Here is a 19,486-nt window from a genome sequence, read left to right on the forward strand (position 1 = left end):
TCTGGCGGTTGTCAAAAGAGGCTCATCTGATCGCCCTCCGGTCGTCGGAACAGGTCGGTACGCAACGTCACCCGCTCGCCGGTAAAGCCCGCTCTTCGGCGCGCTTTCTGGAAACGGGCGCGGATCAGGTCGGCCCACACACCGCGTCCGCGCATTCGGCTGCCAAAGTTCGGGTCATTGTCCCGGCCGCCCCTTATGTCGCGAATGATCGCCATCACCTTGGCGGCGCGATCGGGATAATGTTCCTCCAGCCAGGCGCGGAATAGAGGTGCGACTTCATGCGGCAGACGGACGGGAATATAGGTGGCGTCCAGTGCACCGGCTGAGGCGACGCGCTCGATAATATCCTCTATTTCATGATCGGTGATCGCAGGGATGATCGGGGATATGCTGGCCACGACCGGAACGCCCGACTGCGCCAGCGTCCGGATAGCCTCCACGCGCCGGAGCGGATGCGGCGCTCGCGGCTCCAATGTTCGGGCCGTGAGCGGGTTCAGCGAGGTCACCGAAATCATCACCGCGACCAGCCGCTCCTGCGCCAACCGGGTCAACAGATCCAGATCGCGCACTATGCGGTCGGATTTGGTAGTGATATAGACTGGGTGTCGACATTCCCATAATATTTCAAGGCATTGCCTGGTAATCTTCCAATCTCGTTCGATCGGCTGATAAGGATCTGTGTTGGTGCCCATCGCGATCGGGCTGACCAGATGAGACTTTCTGGAAAGCTCCTTGCGGAGAAGTGCCGCAGCATCGGGTTTGGCAAACAGGCGGGTTTCGAAATCGAGGCCCGGGGACAGGTCGTGATAGGCATGGGTCGGACGGGCAAAGCAGTAGATGCAACCATGTTCGCAGCCCCGATAGGCGTTGATCGATTGGCTGAAGGCGATATCGGGAGAATTGTTCCGGCTGATGATGGTGCGAGCGCGTTCGATGGTCACCTCTGTGCGTCGCCTTGGCGGAGCGCCGTCAATCTCGGTCAGGGCATCCAGCCAATCGCCGTCCTCCTTCCGCTCGGACATGTTGAAGCGACGGCTTTCGCCGTTCGCCGTCGCACCTCTGCCTTTCTCCGTCGCCATGGCTCAATTAGAACATACAGAGAACATATTGACAAGGCCCCACCCGAAGGTTCATCTAAACCCTTTGAAAAATGGGGGCATCATGCGGAAGATCATCGTCGCGGCAGGTTTGTGGATGGCGGCGCTGGCGTCGCCTTGTCTGGCGGCCGACAAGGAAGCCTGCGGCACAGGACTGATATGCGCGAGTGATCCGCAGACGGTGGTGCAGGCGTTGCAGGCCGCTGGATACAAGGCGTTGCTGAGCAAGAGCAAGCAGACCGGCAATCCGAAGATCGAAAGCGCGGCGAGCGGCTATGATTATTCGATCTTCTTCTACGAATGCGAGCAGACGCGCCATTGCGGCTCGCTGCAATTTCAGGTGAGTTTCGAGGATGACGGCGGCAATACGCCTGAGCTTGCCAATAAATGGAACAAGGACAAGAGATTCGCGCAGATGTCGGTCTGGGACGACGGGTCTCTGGCGGTTGCCTATGATGTGACGACGGTAGGCGGCCTCAACCAGAAGAATTTCGAGGATGTGATCGATTGGTGGACGGTCATGCTGGGCGAGGCGAGCAAATTCTTCAAGGAAAACCCCGCGCCTGATAAATGAGGCCGCAGCCTGCGGCGATATGTCAGCGCTCGGTCAGACGCGGCATGAGTTCCACGAAATTGCAAGGCCGGAAACGACTGTCCAATTGGCTGACGAGTATGCCATCCCAGGCATCCTTCACCGCGCCGGTGGATCCGGGCAGAGCGAAGATATAGGTACCCCGAGCCACGCAGGCGGTCGCCCGCGACTGGATGGTCGATGTGCCGATGCTCTGATAGCTGAGCCAGCGGAACAGTTCGCCAAAGCCCGGAATCTCCTTGTCCTGCACCTGTGCCAGCGCTTCGGGGGTAATGTCGCGGCCCGTCACGCCCGTTCCCCCGGTTGTGATGATGCAATCGATCTGCGGATCGTCTATCCAGGCATGCAGGCGCGCAACGATGGCCGAGCGTTCGTCCTTCTCTATATGGCGGTCCGCCAGGATATGACCAGCGCCTGTGATGCGTTCCGCCAGTGTGTCGCCGGAACGGTCGTCGGCAACCGTGCGGCTGTCCGACACTGTCAACAATGCGATCCTGACCGGCAGGAAGGCCCGGCTTTCATCGATCGGCATCAGTCGGAACCGCCCGCGATGCTGGAGGCGATGCTGGCGCTCGCCATCGGCCTCTTCGGCGTCAGGCGCACCAGGCGCGACCCCTTGGTCCCCGGAAATGTCGGCCATAGGCCCTGTGCGATGCCGGCCAGGGAGTCCGCACTGCCCTTCGCCTGAATCTGATACATCCAGTAATTGCGCATCACGATGTTCACATAGGCGCGCGTCTCGTAATAAGGCAGGGATTCGATGAACAGCAGCGGATCGCCATTATCCTTCACTTCGCTGTTCCACCGTTCGACAGGTGCCGGACCGGCATTATAGGCGGCCATAACCTTGGGCAGCAGCCCGCCGGTCGCGCTCATGTCGCGCAGGTTTTCAAGATAGCGCTGGCCATATTCCATATTGGTCGACGGCACGAACAATTGGTCGGACGCGGAAAGACCCATCAGGTTGCCTGTGCTGGGCAGTACCTGCATCAGCCCTCTGGCGCCCGCGCTGCTCACGACATCCCGCCGGAAACCCGATTCCTGAAGCGTATGGGCATAGATGAGCGCCGGGTCGACGCGCCACCCGCCATCGGGCCGCCAATTGGGTGCGGGAAAGCGCGCGAAACTGCCAGGCTGCTTGCCGGCTGGTCCGTTATGGGCCAGCCAGAGCTGCGTTTCGGGCATGTTGAGCGTGCTCGCCAGCCGGATCAACGCCTCATACTGGCCGGTACCGCCGATCTTCGCCTGGTAACGGAGGATCTGGTCGGCCCGTGCCGTTTCCCCAATTGCGGAAAGAGCGATCGCAGCCCAGACATTCGGACTATCCTTGAGTTGCTGCCATTCAGCAGCGCCGAAGCGGGTGGCGGAGGGCACGCCGCCCAGCGGTTCCGCCAGCGTTTCCCGGGCCAAGAGGCCATAGAAGCTTTCTTCAGAACGGGCTGCGGTTTTCAGCAGGTTTTCGACGCGCTCTGGCTCCCCGCAGACCATATAGGCACGTGCAGCCCAATAAGCGCCGGCTGCGCGCATGTCGCTGTTGCCGGCAAGCGCAGCGACATTGCCAAAGGCGGAGGCAGCAGCGCGACAGTCATTCTGTCGCCAGGCTGCAAGTCCTGTCGTCCAATGGGCCTGGACTGTCCAATCACCGCCGCCCCGGCTTTCGAGAGCCTTTGCCGCCATGCGCCGCGCGTTCGCATCATCGCTTTCGATATAATAGGCCCAGGCGACGCGCTGTCGCACTTCGGTCAGGCCCTCCGGCGTCAGCCCGGCCTCTCCGGCACCGAGCACAGCTTCGGCGCCGGCTGGATCGTCATTCTTGATGAACGTCTGAATCTGGCCGACCAGCGCCTGGGCCAGAGGATCTGTCTTCACCGCGGCGACATATTCGCGGCGCGGCGCAGCGCCCAGCCAGATCATTTTCTGCACCTGGGGCAGGGTAGGCAGGATCGTGGCGCCGCGCTTTTGCGCGAGGCGGGAAAGCTGATCAGCCTTGTCCAGCCATGGCGCCTTGTTGATGAGGTCGAGCAATTCGAACAGTTCGACCCTGGGCGAATTCTTTGCGAGATAAAGCTCGGCCAAGGCCACCGGACGGAATGCATCCTGCGCATCGAGCGTCGCGATCATCGCCTTCGCATCGATCCACCGCTGGTCCCGCAAAGCCGCGTAGATGGAACTGTACCGGCCTTTGTCCCCATCGCTCAATTGCAGGGGCGAGGACGACATATCCCTGTATGTCGCTGGAATGGAGTCAGCCGTATCGGCCTGTGCCGGCATCACTGTAGCTGCCGTGAAGGCCAGCGCTGCGGCGCATGACGAAAAGGCGGTGGCGCGGATCACTTAGTCATTTCCTCGATCAGACCTTGCATGACACGCCAGCATTCTGCCTTTGCTGCGGGCTGGCCAAGCAGCAAACGCGGGTGAAATGTGGCGAAGGCGGGTAAAGTGCCGCCATCATGGTTAAACTTCCGTAAACCTGAATCGGCCGTGGGCATCAGCGTGCGGATCGTCCGATCGCCCAACAACAGCAATCTTTGCGGTGAAGCAAACATCACATGTGTGCGCATGCGCGTTGCGGCCAATGCAAGATCCGTCGCCTCTACCATCGCACCTGGCGGGCGGGACAGGAAAAGGGAGGCCAGATGGACGTCCTGCCGATCGAGGCCAATCGCCCGCAGCATGGCGTCGAACAATTGTCCCGCACGATCGCTGAACAGGACTCCTGCCTCTAAATCGGCGGGATCGGGCATGTCGGTAATGACCATGAGCGGCGCATTGACAGGCCCCGCAGGCATGATGGCAGCGCCCGGCCAGCGCCGCTCCGGCTGCGCAGCGTCTTCCGCCAGCCAGGTCATGAAGGCTTCGAAAGACTGGGGCCGGGTCAAGGTGGCACCATCATCCGCAGCGGAAATCCGCTGGCGCGCCGCGTCCTGAACAGGGCGCAGCCAATTCATCGGCTCCTCCCCGACGGCGCAATCAACGCCGGCCAGACTCCACCATGCCATATAGGCATTGGCGGTTTCCGCCAGATTTTCCATCAATAATCCCCGCATCGATTGTCTTGGGCCAGAGGTTGACGCCGTGGTCAAGTTTCTTCATCGCCCTGAATGGCAAAACGTTTGGGTAGCGCGGCGACCGGATCGGGAAGGAAAGCCGGCGCTGTCGACGGAATGGAGGGAATATGAGCGAACGGGATTCGATGTCCTATGACATCGTCATCGTCGGTGGCGGGCCGGCGGGCCTGTCTTCGGCCATCAGGCTGAAGCAACTCGCGAACGAGGCGGGGCAGGAACTGTCGGTATGCGTGCTGGAAAAGGGCTCGGAAATCGGCGCCCATATCCTGTCGGGCGCGGTCGTCGATCCCAAGGCGCTGGATGAACTATTCCCTGAATGGCGCGACATGGGCTGCCCGATGGCAGAGGTGCCGGTCACGGACAATCAGCACTGGTTCCTCAGCAAGGGCGGCAAGGTCAGTATGCCGCACATCATGACGCCGGGCTGGATGCACAACAAGGGCACCTATACCGGATCTCTGGGCAATCTCTGCCGTTGGCTGGCCGAACAGGCCGAGGGGCTGGGCGTTGAAATCTTCCCCGGCTTCGCGGCCGCGGAAATCCTCTACAATGAGGACGGGTCAGTCAAAGGCGTGGCGACCGGCGACATGGGCGTTGACCGGGAGGGCAACCGCAAGCCCGACTATCAGCCTGGGTTGGAATTGCATGCGCGCTACACCTTCTTTGCGGAAGGCGCACGTGGCCATCTCACCAAGATCCTGAAGCGCCAGTTCGCGCTCGACGCCGACAGCGAGCCGCAGGTCTATGGCCTGGGAATGAAGGAATTGTGGGACATCGACCCCGCCAAGCACAAGCCAGGCCTGGTGATCCATACGCAGGGATGGCCGCTGACCGACGCCTATGGGGGCGGCTTCCTCTATCATCAGGCCAATGGGCAGGTGGCGCTCGGCTTTGTGGTGGGCCTTGGCTATCGCAACCCCTATCTGTATCCCTTCGAGGAATTCCAGCGCTGGAAGCAGCATCCGGAAATCCGCAAATATCTGGAGGGCGGCCGTCGCGTTTCCTATGGCGCGCGGGCGATCAACGAGGGCGGTTGGCAGTCTATTCCCAAGCTCGCCTTCCCGGGCGGCGCGCTGATCGGTTGTTCGGCAGGCTTCGTCAACGTCCCTCGCATCAAGGGCACGCACACAGCGATGAAGTCGGGCATGCTGGCGGCCGAAGCGGCGTTCGCTGCTATTCAGGGTGAGCGGTCGAGCGACGTGCTGGACGATTATGAGGCGAATCTTCGGTCGAGTTGGATCGGGACCGAGCTGCAACTGGTGAAGAACGCGGAGCCTTTGCTGTCGAAGTTCGGCAACACCATCGGTACCGCGCTGGCGGGCATCGACATGTGGATGCGTACGCTGAAGATCGGCCTGCCCTTTACGATGAAGCACAAGCCCGATGCCGAGAAGCTTTGGCGCAAGGACGCGTCGACGAAGATCGACTATCCCAAGCCCGATGGGGTGATCAGCTTCGACCGGCTGTCGTCGGTGTTCCTGTCGAACACCAATCATGAGGAGGATCAGCCGGTTCATCTGCAGCTCAAGGATCCGGCGATTCCGATTTCCTACAACCTGCCCCTTTATGACGAACCGGCGCAACGCTATTGTCCCGCGGGCGTCTATGAAGTGGTCGGGGTGGACGAGGGTAATCCGCGTTTCCAGATCAACGCGCAGAATTGCGTTCACTGCAAGACCTGCGATATCAAGGATCCGACCCAGAACATCAACTGGGTCGTGCCAGAGGGCGGTGGAGGGCCGAACTATCCGAATATGTAGGCGTCTGTTTGCTTCGATGATGCTGGTGCTGCCCGCCGCGGCGGGTGCATCGGTGGATCCCGGCAGCGCATTGCATGCCTATATGCGGGGGCGGCTGGCCGATGAGGATGGTGCTCCCGGCCTTGCGCTCAAGAGCTATCGGCAGGCGCTGGCCAGTGACCCGGCCAGCCTGGAGGTCGCAAGGCGCTCCTATTTCCAGGCGGTGATAAGCGGCGACATGGCGCTGGCGCTGCGTTCCGCCGCCGTGCTGGAGAGCGAGGGCATTCTCCCTCGCGACGGCACCCTGCTTCGGATTGCGGACGCGCTGAACCGCAAGGATTGGCCAGGCGCCCGTCTGTTGGTCGACCATATGGTTGCGGAGGGCAATTTCGCCTTTCTCGCGCCGATCATGCGCAGTTGGATTTCGGTGGGGGAAGGGCGTTATGCCGCGCCTGTCATCGATCCTGATGACCGCTTCGCTTCGCTGGCAAGGCGTTATCTGGGCGAGCATCTGGCGCTGCAGGCCCTGGGCAGGGGCGATCTTCAGGCCGCCCAGCCGGCGATCAATCGGGCCCTCGCGCTTCGGACTGCGGACACGGACGAAATGCGGCTGCTTTTCGCCGGGCAGTTGGCGGCGCGAGGCGCGAAGGCGGAGGCGCTTGCGCTTCTGCCTGAAACCCAGGCCAATTTCACGCGGGCGCGCGACGACATCGCCAGCGGCAGGGCTCTCTCGCCCTATGGCAGGGCGCTGACGGCGGGGCAGGGTTTTGCCCGGCTGCTTGCCCGGTTAGCTGCCGATATATCCTCGGATGGCAGTACGGGGTCGCTGGGAATCAGGCTTGCGCGAATCGCCGCCTTTGCCGATCCCAACGGGGCTGCGCCGCGCATCGTCGCCGCAGATCTGCTGAGCCGCGGCGGCTATGTGGCCTATGCCGTCGAGGAAGCCCGGATGGTTCCCGGTGCCGGCTGGTATGGTGCGCTGGCCCAGGCTGAACTGGTCGAGGCGTTGGCGGCGGCGGGCCAGCGGCCGGAGGCGATAGCGCTTGCTCGCAAACTGGCGGCCGTGCCCCATGCGGAGCCGGAGCGCCACGTTCGGTTGGGTCAGTTGCTGATGCAGGAAAAGGACTACCGGGCGGCCGCAGAGGCCTTCCGCACGGCGCAGGCCGGCTATTCGAACGACGCCGTTCCCTGGACGCTGCTGTTGTTCGAAGGTAGCGCGCTGGAACAGGGCGCGCGCTGGGACGAGGCGCGTGCCGTGCTGGAGCGGGCCGCGAGATTGGCGCCCGATGAACCCGCTGTGCTCAACTATCTGGGCTATGCGCAGATCGAGCGGCGGCAGAATATGGACGCGGCGCTGGCGCTGCTGAAGAAAGCGAGCGCGCTGAAGCCGGAGGATGCATCGATCACTGATTCCCTGGGCTGGGCGCAGTTCGTGACGGGTGACATCGATGCCGCGGTGCCAGTTCTGGAGCGGGCAGCGGCCGGAGCGCCGTCGGACGCTACCATCAACGAACATCTGGGTGATGCGCTTTGGGCCGCGGGACGCCGATATGAGGCCCGCTATGCCTGGCGCGCGGCAGCCATCTTCGCTGAGGGAGAGACGGCGCGGCGCCTGGCTGCCAAGACGAGAGAGGGGATGAAGCCCGAATATGCCGCACGCTGAAGCGGAGAATTTTGCCGGCTGCCCGTTTGAGGCCGGCGAACTGGTTGAAACCGCATTCGCCAAGATCAATCTGGCGCTGCATGTCCGCGGGAAACGGGCAGACGGTTATCATGCGCTGGAAAGCCTGTTCGTCTTCACCGAATTGGGTGACCGGCTGACCGGCCACATACGCGCCGATGGTCAAGTCAGCCTTGAAATAGACGGACCCTTTGGATCGCTGCTGGATGCCGGCCCGGATAATCTGGTGATCCGCGCCGCCCGCGCGTTGCAGGCGCATCTGGGGGAAGATCTTGGCGCTGATCTGAAATTGACCAAGATTCTGCCCGTCGCATCGGGAATTGGCGGAGGTTCGGCCGATGCCGCGGCTACACTGCGGTTGCTGACGCGGCTCTGGAACGCTCCCATGCCGCCGGAGGTCCTGGAGCGCATCGCCTTGTCCCTTGGGTCGGATGTACCAGCATGTATCGGCAGCATCCCGCAAATGGTGCGCGGAAGGGGTGAGATATTGCAACCGCAAGCCGTCGAAAACCTCTCCGCGATGCCGATCCTGCTCGTCAATCCCGGCGTCGCCCTGTCGACCGCGCAGGTCTTCGGTCGCTGGGATCAGCGTGATCGAGGACCGCTTGAGGCAATGGGGCTGGAGCAGCTTGTGAGCGAGGGACGCAATGATCTGGAGCAGCCTGCCATTGCCATGGAGCCGGTCATCGCGGATGTGCTGGCGGCGCTGGGTGCCTGCGCCGGATTGCGCCTTGCCCGGATGTCCGGATCGGGCGCGACATGTTTTGCCCTGTTCGATACGGATCGGCGGATGGCGGAGGCGGCGACCGCCCTGCGTGCCGCTCAAAGCGGATGGTGGATTGCGGAGACAAGGATCAGGGCGGCATGAGCGAGGCCTTCACACAGATCGACGGCGGCGACCTCAACATCCTGATCATTGCTGATCATGCGTCGGCTCACGTCCCAACGGACATCGATCTGGGAATTGATGCCGCCTTGCTGAGAGATCATATCGCGATCGACATCGGCGTGGCGGAGGTCAGCGCGCTGCTGGCGAGGGAATTGGGCTGCAAGGCGGTGCTGGGTGGCGTTTCGCGCCTCGTCATCGACCTTAATCGGGAAGAGGATGCGCCCGGCCTGCTGCCCGTCATGAGCGACGGCCACGTCATTCCGGGAAACCGTCATGCCGACCTGGCCGAACGGATGATACGCTTCCATCATCCCTATCACCATCATGTGGCGCGGCTGCTCGACGGCATGGCTTCGCCGTTCATCCTGTCGGTCCACAGTTTCACGCCCGGCCTTGCCAGCGATCCGAGCCAGAAGCGCCCCTGGGATATCGGCGTCCTCTATAACCAGGACGGCAGGGCAGCGCGGATCGCCATTCCCATGCTGGAGGAGGCGGGTCTGAAGGTAGGGGATCAGTTGCCCTATTCGGGCAAGGTGCTGAATGCCACGATGAACCGCCATGCGGAGGGGAACGGCATTCCCTATCTGGGGATAGAAATGCGACAGGATCTGGTCGGCGATGCTGAGGGGCAAAGGCGATTTGCCGGCATATTGGGGCCCGTGGTCCTGGAATGCCGCAGGCGTTTGGCCTGATGGCCGGCGCGCAGGAATGACAAGGCCCGGCGTCCTAGTTGGCAGTTTCTTCCTGTGCCTGGCGCTGGCCGGATGCGGCCGTCGTTCAGGGGCTGGGGAACAGGCTGGCGAAGGACAGGAAAGGATTTCCTGCGCAATCGGTCCAGGCGTAGGGTGGACAGAGGATTGCCTGGTCGAACAGGATCGCGATCTGCTGACCGTGCGTCACGTGGATGGCGGCTTCCGGCGCTTCCAGATAGTCCATGACGGGCGCGGGGTCGTGCCCGCGGATGGAGCCGAGCAGGCCGCGATTGTGGTCGTCGGCAAGGGCATGATCGAGTTGAGCGTCGGACAGGATCGCTATCGCCTTCCAGCGCGCCTTTCCGAAAGGAAGAGTTGATGCAGAGCCATGCGATCCTGACGGCAGCCGAGATGCGGCAGGCGGAACAGGCCGTCATCGCCGCCGGCGTCCCCGAATATACGCTGATGGAGCGCGCAGGGGCCGCAACTGCAGAGATTATCTGGCGTGCAGGTGGAAAACGCGATCTGCTGGTTCTCTGCGGTCCCGGCAATAATGGTGGCGACGGGTTCGTGATCGCGCGACTCCTTCGGGCGCGTGGCGTGCCGGTGCGCGTCGCTGCTCTTGACGAAAGCCGGACGGAATCGGGCATGAAGGCGCGTACGGCATGGGGTGGTCCCGTTGAAGCCTTGCTTGATGCCGCGCCGGCGACGCAGATCGTGGACGCATTGTTCGGGACAGGCCTGTCGCGTGGATTGGACGCGAAGGTTGCGGGGACATTGCGCGCCCTCACCGAACAGGCGAGCTTCAGCTATGCCGTGGACCTGCCGAGCGGGGTGGAGACGGATGGCGGCGCACTTCTGTCCCATGTACCCGTCATGGGGGTCTGTATCGCACTGGGTGCGTTCAAGCCCGCGCATCTGTTGCAGCCGGCGGCCGGATGCTGGCGGCGGCTGGTCTGCGCTGACATCGGCATCGACGTCTCCGGTGCGAAGATGCACCGGCTGGCGCGGCCGCAACTGGATCCGCCGGGGGCTGCCGCGCATAAATATAGCCGTGGGCTGGTGGCAATTGTCGGCGGCGAAATGGCCGGCGCAGGACTGCTCGCGAGCGAGGCGGCTGCGCGCGCAGGGGCGGGCATGGTCCGTCACTTGGTTCAGGAAGTGGCCCATGGCGGTCCGGCCGCCATCATCGCACAGCATACCCGTGAGGCGGACGATGTGGCGAATGCTCTGGATGACGGCCGGTTCAGGGCCGTCCTGGCAGGGCCGGGGCTGGGGCGCGGGAGCGTGGCTGCCGATCGGTTGAAGGCAGCTCTTGCCGCTGGGCATCCCCTCATTCTGGATGCCGACGCATTGGTCCTGCTCGCGGAACCGGGGTTGGACGCCATCCCGCCGAATTCGATCCTGACACCCCATGAGGGGGAATTTGTCCGCCTGTTCGGCGACTTGCCGGGCAGCAAGGTGGAGCGCGCGTTGGCGGCGGCGAAGCGGGCGCGCTCCACGTTGATCTACAAGGGCAGCGATAGTGTCATCGCAGCGCCCGACGGTCGCGCCGTTCTTTCGCCACCGGGTTCCTCCTGGCTATCGACGGCGGGGACGGGAGACGTCCTGGCGGGACTGGTCGCCGCTCGGCTCGCCGTCACGGGAGACGGATTCCGGGCGGCGTGCGAAGCGCTGTGGCTGCATGGTGAGGCCGCAAGACGGGCGGGAGCGGCCTTCATCGCGGACGATTTGCTTGTGGAACTGCCAGCGGCTATCGCATCCCGCCTGTGACCGATCCTGATACCGAAATCGTCGTCCGCGTCGCCGCCAAGGGCGATGGCGTGACCGCCCATGGCCGCCATGTTCCGCTTGCTGCGCCGGGCGACCGGATAGCGGAGGATGGCCGCATGCTGCGGGGCCCGCATCATGTCGACGCGCCATGCGTACACTTTCCGGCCTGCGGCGGATGCGAGTTGCAGCATATTGACGATGCAAGCTACGCGGAGTTCGTGACCGCGCGCGTTACGGGAGCCCTGGCGGGACAGGGCGTGACAGCCGACCTGCTCCTGCCGCCGCATATCTCCCCGCCGAAGGTTCGCCGCCGCGCATCGCTGCGGGCGAGCAGACAGGGGCGCAAGGTCGTCATAGGCTTTGCTGAATCGGGCAGCCACAGGCTGATCGACCTCACGATGTGTGAAGTCCTCGATCCCCGCCTGTTCGCGCTGACGGGGCCGCTGAGGAATCTGTGTGCAGTCATCCTGCCGGAAAAGCAGGCCGCACATGTGCGGATGTCGCTGACCGATCAGGGCGTCGACCTTTTGCTGGAAGGCGTGCGGATTGAAGGGCTTGCCGCCGATGAGGCGCTTCTGGCCTTTGCGCAGAACCATCGACTCGCTCGCGTGACCATCGATGAGGGGGACGGGCCGCAGACCCGATGGGAGCCGGATTCGGTCACGGTCAGCTTTGGCGGCGTGCCGGTCGCCTTTCCGCCTTTCGCCTTTCTTCAGGCAACACCTGATGGTGAGGCTGCGCTTGCGCAGGAAGCGGGGGCAGCCATGCCGGCGGAGGGGGCCATTGCCGACCTCTTCTGCGGCCTTGGCACATTCGCCCTGGCATTGGGGGACGGGCGCCCGGTCTATGCGGCGGAGGCTGCGCGTGATCTTGTCCTCTCCCTCAAATCGGCGGCAAATCGCGCGCAGCGCCGGATGGTGGCCGATCATCGCGATCTGTTCAGGCGGCCGTTGACGACTGCGGAGATCGACCGCTTTGCCGGGGTCGTCATCGATCCGCCGCGCGCTGGCGCCAGGGAACAGGTGATGCAGCTTGCCGCGTCGCGCGTGCCGGTCATCGCCTATATCTCTTGCAATCCTGCCAGTTTCGCGCGGGATGCGGCGCATCTGGTTGCGGGCGGCTACCGACTGGAAAGAGTGCGTCCGGTGGGGCAGTTCCGCTGGTCCACTCATGTGGAGCTGGTCGGCATCTTCCGGCGCTGAAAGCATTAGCCCCTCGCCGCGGGGGAGTGCGGCGAGGGGCCTTGCATCCTCTCCTTTAGGGGGAGGCCTTCGCCTCTACCCGAGCTTGATGACAGTTGCGCGACGACGGGCCGGAACCGCATCGACATAGAGGCTGGCCATCGGCTCATCCTCCACTTCGACGACCGCTTCCGACGTGAAGCCGTTGAAGCCAGTGCGCATCGCAGCGCCATAGGCGCCGAGCATGCCGATCTCTATATAATCGCCCGCCTGCACGTCGTCCGGCAGCATGAAGGGGCCGACCATATGATCCATATCGTCGCAGGTGGGGCCATAGAAGGAGAAGCCGGTCAACTCCGCCTCGCTCTCTTCCCCACGCAGCAAGGCCACCGGGAAGCGCCAGCCGATATGAGCCGCGTCGAACAGGGCGCCATAGGCACCGTCATTGATATAGAGTTCGTTGCCCCGACGCCGTTCGACGCGCACGACGACCGAGCTGTATTCGGCGGACAAGGCGCGGCCGGGTTCGCACCACAGTTCGGCCGAATAGCTGATCGGCAGGCTTTCGAACCCGCGGTGGATCGCGTCGAAATAATTTTCGAGCGCGACCGGCTCCATGCCCGGATAGATGGACGGGAAACCGCCGCCGACATCGATGATGTCGACCGTGACCGCCGCATCGACAATGGCGGCGCGCACGCGCTCTATGGCGTCGCTATAGGCCTGCGGGCTCATCGCCTGGCTGCCGACATGGAAGCAGATGCCCAGCGCATCGGCCGCCTGACGCGTCGCCAGCAGCAGTTCGCGGGTCTCGCCCAGCTCGGCGCCGAATTTCGACGCAAGGCTGAGTTCGGAATGTTCGGAAGAAACGCGCAGCCGCACGCATAGCTCAAGATCGGTCGCATCGTTCGTGGCGCGCATGATCTTCGCCAGCTCGTCCAGCGTGTCGAGCGAGAAGGTGCGCACGCCATGGACGTGGTATGCCTCCGCAATCGCTTCCTCTGCCTTCACCGGGTGCATGAAGCAGAGCTTGCCTTCGCCTTGCAGCGTCTCCGCCACCAGGCGCACCTCCGCGATGGACGCCACGTCGAAATGCGTGATGCCCGAAGCGAAGAGAGTGCGGATCAGATCGGGAGACGGATTCGCCTTGACCGCATAGAGCGAGCGTCCCGGAAACTTCTCAGAGAAGAAGCGGGCGGCCCGGGCCGCAGCCTGGGGACGAATCAGCGTTACCGGTGCTGCCGGTTTGAGGGCGGTCGCTACCCCCAGCGCGCTATGATGCTTGTGCAACTCAAGGGACCTCCAGTGTAGTCGTTGGCAAAGAAGCTGCCTTGCGGTGGAAGTCCCATGGGGCAGCGGAAGGGCGATATATGCGGCAGGGGTCCCGCTGTAAAGCGCGTGTGTAAAATTTGTTGCGCTGGCGGCTATGAGATGTGCGTCAGGAGAGACGGGACTTGAAATCCTGGTAGGAAAACTGCCGGATTTGCCTGAGTTCGTCGGTTTCGGAGTTCCAGAGCCAGATGGCGGGCAACGGCACGCCATTGAATGTGTTGGTCTTTACCATGGAATAATGGGCCTGATCGAGGAAGGCGATCCGTCGTCCCGGAGTCGCGCCGCCGGGCACGCGATAGTCGCCGATGATGTCCCCGGCGAGGCAGGATGGACCGCCGAGTCGCGTGACGGGCCCATCGGATTGCTCATGCAGCATGGCCGGGCGGTAGGGCGCCTCGATCACATCGGGCATGTGGCAGGTGGCGGAGATGTCCGTGATCGCGACGGGCATGCCGTTGTCGATCACGTCGAGGATTTCACCGACCAATATGCCCGCGTCCAGCGCCATCGCCTCACCAGGCTCGATATAGAGTTCAAGGCCGGTTCGGGCCTTTGTCGCCTGGAGGAAGGCGATCAGTTCGTCGATCTGGTAATCGGCGCGCGTGACATGGTGCCCGCCGCCGAAGTTCAGCCATTTGAGGCCGCCGACATGGGGCATGATGCGCGATTCGATGGCGGCCCAGGTACGCTGGAGCGGCAGGAAATCCTGCTCGCACAGATTGTGGACATGAAGCCCGTCGACGCCCACCAGATGTTCGGCGCGCAGTTGGTCGATGGGAAAGCCGAGGCGGCTATGGGGTTGGGACGGGTCATATTTGGGCACTTCGCCCTCCGCATGGAGGGGGTTGAGGCGCAGGCCGATGTCGAAGTTCACACCGTTCATTCGAGCATCGTCGATGATCGGGCGCAGGCGTGCGATCTGGCCGGGGCTGTTGAAGATGACATGGTCCGAAATGCGGAGGATTTCGGCCAGATCTTCGGGTTTGTAGGCAGCGCAGTAAGTGGCGACTTCGCCGCGATATTCTTCCCGGCCCAGGCGCGCTTCATAAATGCCGGAGGCGCAGACGCCGTCGAGATATTCGCCGATCACCGGCCCAAGCGACCACATGGAAAAGGCCTTGAGCGCGCCCAGAACCCTGATGCCCGCGCGGTCGCGAATGTCGCGCAGGACCGAGAGGTTGCGGCGCACCGCAGCCTCGTCCACCACGAAGGCGGGCGAAGGGACGCGGTGCAGGTCGAAATGGGCGAAGGCGGCGGGATCGCCGGCTTTGGTTTCCATCTATGTTCCATTCGATGCCGTGTTCCTGCGCAGGCAGGAACCCAGTTCAGACGGCGGGACTGGGCTCCTGCCTTCGCAGGAGCGCGTTGATTTAAAAGTCCAGCGGCGCGGCCAGTTCCTTCACCTGCCAGGGCAGGCCGTGCGCGTTCAGCATGTCCATGAAGGGATCGGGATCGAACTGTTCGATGTTGAACACGCCGCCACCTTCGGATTGCGGGGCCTTCCACGCGCCGGTGAGCATCAGCGCGGCACCGATCATCGCCGGGACGCCGGTGGTGTAGCTGACCGCCTGGTTGCCGGTTTCGGCATAGGCGTCCTCATGGTCGCAGACATTGTAGACATAGACCGTCTTCTGGCTTCCGTCCTTCAAGCCGGTGGCGATGTCGCCGATGTTCGTCTTGCCCTTTGTGGTCGGACCCAGGCTGGACGGTTCGGGCAGAACGGCCTTCAGGAACTGGAGCGGGATGATCTCCTGACCGTTGTACATCACGGGATCGATGCGGGTCATGCCGACATTCTGGAGCACTTCCAGATGCTTGAGGTAAGCGTCGCCAAAGGTCATCCAGAAGCGGATGCGCTTGATTTCGGGATAGTGTTTGGCGAGGCTTTCCAGTTCCTCATGATACATGAGGTACATGTTCTTTTCGCCGACCTGATCGAAGTCGAAGACCTGCTTGTGCTTGAGCGCCGGGCCTTCGACCCATTTGCCGCCCTCCCAGTGGCGCGACGGCGCGGTGACTTCGCGGATGTTGATTTCCGGATTGAAGTTGGTGGCGAAATGCTGGCCGTGGTCGCCGCCATTGCAGTCGAGAATGTCGAGCGTGTCGATCCGGTCGAGCAGATGCTTCTTGATGTAGGACGCAAAGACGCTGGTCACGCCGGGGTCGAAGCCCGAACCCAGCAGGGCCGTGATGCCGGCTTCCTTGAAACGCTCCTGATAGGCCCATTGCCAGCTATATTCGAACTTGGGCGTGTCGCGCGGTTCGTAATTGGCGGTGTCGAGATAGTCGGTCTTGGTCGCGAGGCAGGCGTCCATGATCGCCAGGTCCTGATAGGGCAAAGCGAGGTTGACGACCAGCCTGGGCTGCACCTTCTCGATAAGGGCAATGGTTTCCTCGACATTGTCGGCGTCGACCTGCGCCACGTCGATGGTGACGCCGGTGCGGGCCTTGACCGATTCGGCGACCTTTTCGCAAGAGACGATGCGGCGGCTGGCGAGCGTGATGTGGCTGAAGATATCAGGGTTCATCGCCATCTTGTGAACCGCGACAGACCCGACGCCGCCCGCGCCAATGACCAGAACCTTGCTCAATTCAACTGCTCCATAGCTGTGCCGCGCCTGACGCGCGAAAGCGCCCATATAGGGGCTGTGCGTGACAGCGCAAAGTCAGTCTGTTCAGAAGCTGGCGCCGTCGACTTTTTTGATTTTGAGCACGTCGATATCGACGTCCGGCACGCAGCGCAGGTTGATGGCGCGCATCGGGCCATTGGGCGACTTGCCGAGCGCGAAGGGCTGCGTGCCGCAGGTGGCGCAGAATTGATGGGTGATGTTGTGCTTGTAGAATTGATAGTCGGTGAGCTTGTCCGCGCCGCTGTCGAGGGTGAACTGGTCGGCGGGTACGAAGGTCAGCACGAAGCCTTTGCGGCTGCAATGGGAGCAGTTGCAGGTCATGGCTTCGCTGGGCGCGTCGGCGGCGACGGTGAAGGTGACTGCGCCGCAGTGGCAGCTTCCGGTGTAGGGCATGGGGACTCTCCTTTTGAGGGGAGTTTATGGCGTTGAGATGTTTAAGGGAATGACGGAGTTGGGTGGGAAAGTCGCTGTTCGACTATGGGAGCTTACGAACGCTCCCCAGATAGTCACGCTTGCCAATCGGGACGCCGCTCATGCGCAGAATGTCATAGGCTGTGGTCACGTGAAAATAGAAATTGGGTTGGGAAAAGCTCATGAAGAAGTCCCTTCCTATGAAATTCCAGAGCAGCTTGTCCCCGATCGTGAATGTCATCGGTTTGTCGCTCAACTTGTCCAAGTCGGCGACGCTGAGCGCCTCAAGCGCCTTCATCGCTTCGCCGACCCTGGCCTTTAGGCCGTCGAAGCTGTCGGGCGGCGGCGTAGTATCCGGCGAAAAATTCCCATGCTGGACGCCATGGATCGCGCCGATTGAGTGGACCGTGCAGCTTTTTACCTGATAGGCAAAGTCGAACATGTCAGGGGCAAGCCTCGCATAGATCAATTGCCCAGCCGGGAGCCCCTGCTCATTGCAATAGGCTTCCGCTTTTTCAAGCAGTCCCAGGACCGACTTCAACAGTTGAAGGCAACCCGGCACGAAGGCATCGTAGAGCGTCATTGTCCATCTCGTCCTTTGCGGAAGGCATGAAACAGGATGGACTATGTGATGGCGCATCTCACCGAGGTCCGCAATTGGTCGCTTTCATCCAACAGCGCCTGACTTCGCTTCGCTCAGCAAGGCTTCCATCCTTCTCCCGCCGAGTGAGAAGGATATGGGGCGTCAGCTTACCAGCCGCTTCAATCCCGTCACCGTATCCGCTTCCGACGCAGGCTTGTCCCGCCTGATCCGGGCGATGCGGGGGAAGCGCATCGCCAGGCCCGATTTGTGGCGTTTGCTCTCATGGATGCTGTCGAAGGCGACCTCCAGCACCAGCGATTTCTCTACCTCGCGCACCGGGCCGAAGCGGTTTGTCGTATTGGTGCGCACGAAGCGGTCGAGCCATTTCAGCTCCTCGTCGGTGAAGCCGCTATAGGCCTTCCCAACCGGCAGCAGTTCGCCATCCTCCGTCCAGCAGCCAAAGGTATAGTCCGAATAGAAGGACGAGCGTTTGCCGTGACCGCGCTGGGCGTACATCATCACGCAGTCGGCGGTCAGCGGATCGCGTTTCCATTTATACCAGAGCGCGGCCTTCCGCCCGGCGACATAGGGGCTGTCGCGGCGTTTGAGCATCACGCCTTCGATGGCGGCGTCGCGGGCGCCTGCGCGGATGTCGGCTAGCTGGGAGAAATCCTGCGCTTCTATGAGGGCGGAGATGTCGAAGCGGTGGGGTGCCAGCCGGGGGACGATGATTTCGAGCCTTGCGCGGCGCTGAGCCCAAGGAAGGGCGCGCAGGTCTTCGTCGGCGTCGAGCAATATGTCGTAGAGACGGACGAAGGCGGGATAGTCCTCCATCATCTTCGTCGTGACGGCCTTGCGGCCCAGGCGTTGCTGGAGCGCGTTGAAGCTGGCGGCCTCGCCACCCTGAAATTCGCCTTTGACGAGCAGTTCGCCATCGAGGACCGCGTGATGGTGGAAGGCTTCGGCTATGTCGGGGAAACTGCCCGTGATGTCGTCGCCTGCGCGGCTGTAGAGGCGCGTCTGCCCGCCCGTGCCGACGATCTGGACGCGAATGCCGTCCCACTTCCATTCGGCGGCATAGTCGGAGAGGTCGACGCTCTCCACCTCCAGCGGGTGGGCGAGCATGAAGGGCCGGAAGAAGGGCGTGCCGGCGGGGTCGGGGCGATCGGAGCGGCCCTCCGCCCAGGCGAACAGTTCGGCATAGGGCGGCGCGAGGGCGTGCCAGCATTCTTCCACATCGTCGACATCCAGGCCAAAGGCCTGGGCGAAGCCGGTCTTGGCGAGGCGGGCCGAAATGCCTACGCGCAGGCCCCCGGTCGCCAGTTTGAGGAGGGCGAAGCGGCCCGGGGCGTCGAGATGGTCCATCATCTTCGCCAATGTCGCGGGCGCGGCGGCCCGGCTGGTGTCATGGAGGCGGTCGACCATGGCGGAAAGGGTGAGGGAGCCGTCATCCACCTCCTGCGGCTGGTCCTGCGCCTTGGGCCAGAGGAGGGCCACGGTTTCGGCGAGGTCGCCGACATAGTCGCGGCTCATGTCGAACAGCACCGGATCGACGCGGGCGCGGGTCATTTCCGCTATGGTAGAGGCCTTGACGGTTTTCAGGTCCAGATTGCCGGTGAGGGCGGCGAGCGCCCAGCCACGGTCCGGGTCGGGGGCGTTGCGCATATAGCTGGCGATCAGGTCCAGCTTGCCGTTGCGGGAGCGGGTGTAGACGAGGCCGTCGAGGAGTTGGGAAAATTGTCTCATCTCACCAGCCGCGCACCTTTCTCTGGAAGATTGGCGATGGCGTCGAAGGGGGCAGTCCAGAGGAGGAGATCG

General features: G+C 62.9%; 18 protein-coding genes. 8 read left to right on the top strand and 10 right to left on the bottom strand.

The annotated features are described in order from the left end of the window. Window positions 1-11: 11 nt before the first annotated feature. Entirely contained in the window at window positions 12-1,079 is a 1,068-nt protein-coding gene (locus MRBLMA1_RS02170; RefSeq protein WP_363734760.1) for a PA0069 family radical SAM protein, read from the bottom strand. Window positions 1,080-1,161: 82 nt separating this feature from the next. Between MRBLMA1_RS02170 and MRBLMA1_RS02175 the strand changes: the two genes are divergently transcribed. Continuing rightward, complete coding sequence (locus MRBLMA1_RS02175) at window positions 1,162-1,671, top strand: YbjN domain-containing protein (RefSeq protein WP_363734762.1); 510 nt, start codon at window positions 1,162-1,164, stop codon at window positions 1,669-1,671. 22 nt (window positions 1,672-1,693) lie between these two features. On the opposite strand, the gene moaB is transcribed toward MRBLMA1_RS02175, so the two are convergent. The 3 genes from moaB to MRBLMA1_RS02190 are packed head-to-tail and all read right to left on the bottom strand — an operon-like array spanning window position 1,694 to window position 4,724. Next, on the bottom strand, window positions 1,694-2,221 hold the full coding sequence (gene moaB, locus MRBLMA1_RS02180) for a molybdenum cofactor biosynthesis protein B (RefSeq protein WP_363734763.1): 528 nt from the start codon (window positions 2,219-2,221) through the stop codon (window positions 1,694-1,696). Then, complete coding sequence (locus MRBLMA1_RS02185; RefSeq protein ID WP_363734764.1) at window positions 2,221-4,023, bottom strand: lytic transglycosylase domain-containing protein; 1,803 nt, start codon at window positions 4,021-4,023, stop codon at window positions 2,221-2,223. The genes moaB and MRBLMA1_RS02185 overlap by 1 nt, the downstream gene beginning before the upstream one ends. Then, window positions 4,020-4,724 carry a uracil-DNA glycosylase family protein gene (locus tag MRBLMA1_RS02190; RefSeq protein WP_414714706.1) on the bottom strand — a complete coding sequence of 235 codons (705 nt, stop codon included), beginning with the start codon at window positions 4,722-4,724 and terminating at the stop codon, window positions 4,020-4,022. Before MRBLMA1_RS02190 ends, MRBLMA1_RS02185 begins: the two co-directional genes overlap by 4 nt. Before the next feature lie 140 nt (window positions 4,725-4,864). Between MRBLMA1_RS02190 and MRBLMA1_RS02195 the strand changes: the two genes are divergently transcribed. From MRBLMA1_RS02195 to MRBLMA1_RS02225, 7 genes are read left to right on the top strand one after another with little or no spacing between them, the layout of a single operon-like run. Further along, complete coding sequence (locus MRBLMA1_RS02195; RefSeq protein WP_363734766.1) at window positions 4,865-6,517, top strand: electron transfer flavoprotein-ubiquinone oxidoreductase; 1,653 nt, start codon at window positions 4,865-4,867, stop codon at window positions 6,515-6,517. A 19-nt stretch (window positions 6,518-6,536) separates the two neighbouring features. Beyond that, window positions 6,537-8,159: a tetratricopeptide repeat protein gene (locus tag MRBLMA1_RS02200; RefSeq protein WP_363735377.1), complete on the top strand. Its 1,623-nt coding sequence runs from the start codon at window positions 6,537-6,539 to the stop codon at window positions 8,157-8,159. Next, a complete protein-coding gene (locus tag MRBLMA1_RS02205; RefSeq protein ID WP_363734767.1) occupies window positions 8,146-9,045 on the top strand; it encodes a 4-(cytidine 5'-diphospho)-2-C-methyl-D-erythritol kinase in 900 nt (299 codons plus the stop codon). The genes MRBLMA1_RS02200 and MRBLMA1_RS02205 overlap by 14 nt, the downstream gene beginning before the upstream one ends. After that, window positions 9,042-9,758: an N-formylglutamate amidohydrolase gene (locus tag MRBLMA1_RS02210; protein ID WP_363734768.1), complete on the top strand. Its 717-nt coding sequence runs from the start codon at window positions 9,042-9,044 to the stop codon at window positions 9,756-9,758. The genes MRBLMA1_RS02205 and MRBLMA1_RS02210 overlap by 4 nt, the downstream gene beginning before the upstream one ends. A 16-nt stretch (window positions 9,759-9,774) precedes the next feature. Further along, window positions 9,775-10,137, top strand: coding sequence for a hypothetical protein (locus MRBLMA1_RS02215; RefSeq protein WP_363734769.1), 363 nt, complete (start codon window positions 9,775-9,777; stop codon window positions 10,135-10,137). Beyond that, window positions 10,137-11,531, top strand: coding sequence for an NAD(P)H-hydrate dehydratase (locus MRBLMA1_RS02220; protein WP_363734770.1), 1,395 nt, complete (start codon window positions 10,137-10,139; stop codon window positions 11,529-11,531). The genes MRBLMA1_RS02215 and MRBLMA1_RS02220 overlap by 1 nt, the downstream gene beginning before the upstream one ends. After that, window positions 11,528-12,733 carry a class I SAM-dependent RNA methyltransferase gene (locus MRBLMA1_RS02225; RefSeq protein ID WP_363734771.1) on the top strand — a complete coding sequence of 402 codons (1,206 nt, stop codon included), beginning with the start codon at window positions 11,528-11,530 and terminating at the stop codon, window positions 12,731-12,733. The genes MRBLMA1_RS02220 and MRBLMA1_RS02225 overlap by 4 nt, the downstream gene beginning before the upstream one ends. A gap of 75 nt (window positions 12,734-12,808) precedes the next feature. Here the strand turns inward: MRBLMA1_RS02225 and MRBLMA1_RS02230 are convergent, their stop codons facing one another. From MRBLMA1_RS02230 to MRBLMA1_RS02255, 6 genes are all read right to left on the bottom strand, one after another. Then, window positions 12,809-14,002 (bottom strand): type III PLP-dependent enzyme, encoded by a 1,194-nt coding sequence (locus MRBLMA1_RS02230; RefSeq protein ID WP_363734772.1) that lies wholly within the window; start codon window positions 14,000-14,002, stop codon window positions 12,809-12,811. Between the two features lie 148 nt (window positions 14,003-14,150). Further along, a complete protein-coding gene (locus MRBLMA1_RS02235) occupies window positions 14,151-15,323 on the bottom strand; it encodes a carboxynorspermidine decarboxylase (protein ID WP_363734773.1) in 1,173 nt (390 codons plus the stop codon). A 91-nt stretch (window positions 15,324-15,414) separates the two neighbouring features. Continuing rightward, complete coding sequence (locus tag MRBLMA1_RS02240; RefSeq protein ID WP_363734774.1) at window positions 15,415-16,635, bottom strand: saccharopine dehydrogenase family protein; 1,221 nt, start codon at window positions 16,633-16,635, stop codon at window positions 15,415-15,417. Between the two features lie 84 nt (window positions 16,636-16,719). Beyond that, the gene (locus MRBLMA1_RS02245) at window positions 16,720-17,067 is read right to left on the bottom strand and encodes a GFA family protein (protein ID WP_363734776.1); all 348 of its coding nucleotides are present in this window, start codon (window positions 17,065-17,067) and stop codon (window positions 16,720-16,722) included. Window positions 17,068-17,149: 82 nt separating this feature from the next. Next, the gene (locus MRBLMA1_RS02250; RefSeq protein ID WP_363734777.1) at window positions 17,150-17,668 is read right to left on the bottom strand and encodes a DUF1993 domain-containing protein; all 519 of its coding nucleotides are present in this window, start codon (window positions 17,666-17,668) and stop codon (window positions 17,150-17,152) included. A 162-nt stretch (window positions 17,669-17,830) separates the two neighbouring features. Beyond that, on the bottom strand, window positions 17,831-19,414 hold the full coding sequence (locus MRBLMA1_RS02255; protein ID WP_363734778.1) for a cisplatin damage response ATP-dependent DNA ligase: 1,584 nt from the start codon (window positions 19,412-19,414) through the stop codon (window positions 17,831-17,833). Between the last annotated feature and the right edge of the window lie 72 nt (window positions 19,415-19,486).

Origin of the sequence: Sphingobium sp. LMA1-1-1.1 (assembly GCF_040676365.1) — a bacterium.
Taxonomy (GTDB): domain Bacteria; phylum Pseudomonadota; class Alphaproteobacteria; order Sphingomonadales; family Sphingomonadaceae; genus Sphingobium.

Coding starts and splice junctions, on each gene's coding strand:
- MRBLMA1_RS02170 (WP_363734760.1), bottom strand. CDS start 1,079: ATGGCGACGGAGAAAGGCAGAGGTGCGACGGCGAACGGCGAAAGCCGT.
- MRBLMA1_RS02175 (WP_363734762.1), top strand. CDS start 1,162: ATGCGGAAGATCATCGTCGCGGCAGGTTTGTGGATGGCGGCGCTGGCG.
- moaB (WP_363734763.1), bottom strand. CDS start 2,221: ATGCCGATCGATGAAAGCCGGGCCTTCCTGCCGGTCAGGATCGCATTG.
- MRBLMA1_RS02195 (WP_363734766.1), top strand. CDS start 4,865: ATGAGCGAACGGGATTCGATGTCCTATGACATCGTCATCGTCGGTGGC.
- MRBLMA1_RS02200 (WP_363735377.1), top strand. CDS start 6,537: ATGCTGGTGCTGCCCGCCGCGGCGGGTGCATCGGTGGATCCCGGCAGC.
- MRBLMA1_RS02205 (WP_363734767.1), top strand. CDS start 8,146: ATGCCGCACGCTGAAGCGGAGAATTTTGCCGGCTGCCCGTTTGAGGCC.
- MRBLMA1_RS02210 (WP_363734768.1), top strand. CDS start 9,042: ATGAGCGAGGCCTTCACACAGATCGACGGCGGCGACCTCAACATCCTG.
- MRBLMA1_RS02215 (WP_363734769.1), top strand. CDS start 9,775: ATGACAAGGCCCGGCGTCCTAGTTGGCAGTTTCTTCCTGTGCCTGGCG.
- MRBLMA1_RS02220 (WP_363734770.1), top strand. CDS start 10,137: ATGCAGAGCCATGCGATCCTGACGGCAGCCGAGATGCGGCAGGCGGAA.
- MRBLMA1_RS02235 (WP_363734773.1), bottom strand. CDS start 15,323: ATGGAAACCAAAGCCGGCGATCCCGCCGCCTTCGCCCATTTCGACCTG.
- MRBLMA1_RS02245 (WP_363734776.1), bottom strand. CDS start 17,067: ATGCCCTACACCGGAAGCTGCCACTGCGGCGCAGTCACCTTCACCGTC.
- MRBLMA1_RS02250 (WP_363734777.1), bottom strand. CDS start 17,668: ATGACGCTCTACGATGCCTTCGTGCCGGGTTGCCTTCAACTGTTGAAG.
- MRBLMA1_RS02255 (WP_363734778.1), bottom strand. CDS start 19,414: ATGAGACAATTTTCCCAACTCCTCGACGGCCTCGTCTACACCCGCTCC.